1 protein-coding gene is annotated in these 1,958 nt (G+C 28.9%); it reads left to right on the top strand.

Annotated features, from left to right (window positions below):
- The coding region (locus HWX39_RS35770) for a replication endonuclease (RefSeq protein WP_175972148.1) at window positions 1–1,827 on the top strand (1,827 nt) is incomplete at its 5' end.
- Window positions 1,828–1,958 lie beyond the last annotated feature (131 nt).

Genomic DNA, 1,958 nt, shown 5'->3' on the forward strand with positions numbered 1-1,958 from the left:
CCTAAGTTTCTTGACCCTTTAATTTGGAGCAAAAGAAAAAAAGATGATGCTGACGAAAAGTTTATCAGCAACAGAACCAACAGAGATAAGAAAGCCTACAAGAAAAATCTTATCCTACACTCAGCACAGCTTTTAAAGTTGATTGGCTTTAATCGTCAAAAAGTAGCCACCAAAGGAATGGTTAAAGAGTATGTAGAAGATATGGAAAATTCCGATGATTACATTAACAATTTAAGATTGATTAATGCCAAAGGAAAAATAATTAAGCTTGAAACCAATAAAGAAAAGCAATTTAAAAAGTTAGCAAGAATGAATAAAATTGCTGACACTATGGACTTAATAGCAAAAGACAAAGGCTTTACTAATTCAATGATTACTTTGACTTTGCCACCAACCTACCACCCAAACCCAAAAAATGGGAATTGTTCATATGGTGGACAATCTCCAATACAAGCCAAAAATCAACTAATGAAATTTTGGAAAGCATTTAGAGCAATGCTTTCAAACAATGGCTTTATTTTTGGAGAAAATCTAATAGGTTTACAAGTCATTGAATTACAACAAGACAGCACTTTACACCTACATTCAATATTTTATCATTCAAAAGAGAATGAAAAACTTTTAACAGATTGCTTAAATAATGTTGAAGACAACTACAACAAAAAGCAAACCGATAAAAACTCAAAACTAGGAAGATGGGTTATAGATAGTTTAGGAAAATGGACAAAAGAAAGAGGTTTTGATATTTCTTATAGTAATCAAAAAACAGGAGAAGAAAGCTATCAAAGAGGTTCAAGCTACTTAATGAAATATCTTTATAAAACTCATACAACATACGATGATAAAAACATTGATGACAGTGTTTTAAAAAATCAAGCTTGTAGATGGTTTTATGGCATTCGTTCTTTTAATTTTTTTGGTTTCAATGGCTCAATTTCTAAGTTTGAATTTTTGGTAAAAAATTGGAAGTCTTACGAAAATGCCTTAACTGACGAAATTAAAAATTGTTTAAGAACAGGAGATTTATATTCATTCATAAAAAATTATGATAGATTTTTTACGAATGAATACAATAAAGATAGTTCAAAAAGAACTTATCTAGGTGTAATTTTTCATAGAGGACTTTACAAGAAGAATAACAAAATACAGAAACAAAATAAACTTGCTTTGGAGCTATTGGCTAAATTACAAAATGAAATCAATACAGTTAAAACAAAAATTGATAAAGCAATTTTAGAAAAGAACTATGAAAAAATAGAAGTCTTAAAGAATGTTATTGGAAGAAAGTATAAAAAAATTGAGAGTTTAGAAACTACTTGTGAAATAGTAAAAGAAAAAATTGATGATGCTTTATTTACTTATGAACTAGTTTTAATTGAAAAAAAGGTTTTTTCAATCTTTCAATCTAATGAACAAAATAGTGAACTAACAACCATAAGCACATTAAATCTAGATGATTTAATAAATTCCAATGTAAAACAATCTTATGATAATGTAAAAGAAAAACAAAAAGACTTAGATTTTTTAGTCAACTTTTCAAAAGACTTTTATAAACAAAATGGCTTTAACTATGTTGAAGCAATGAAAATTGATTACAAGAACAAATATTCAAATGTTTTAACTCTTTCTTTATTGAATAGAATTAACAATAATTTAGAGAGTTCAATTAAAAACCTTGATAAATCAATAGGTGTACAGTTATTCAAAGCCATTCAAGGAAGTGGAATTAGCCAAGATTTGAAGGAAAAAGATAATCATAGGGAACAAGTTTTAGAAGAAATTCACTATGAACAATGGCTAGAAGAAAGAGAAATCTTTAACTACTAACAAGAAAAAAGCTTTTTCTGTCATTATTGTCGTCCCTATGGGACTCCCGCTATTGAAAGCAAGTCGTAGCTTGCTAAACAGCCAGATAGACACCGCACCTACGGACAAGCCCAAAGGCTAGGGTTTTCACT

The organism is Burkholderia sp. BCC0322, assembly GCF_902833045.1.
In the GTDB taxonomy this organism is placed as follows: Bacteria; Pseudomonadota; Gammaproteobacteria; order Burkholderiales; family Burkholderiaceae; genus Burkholderia.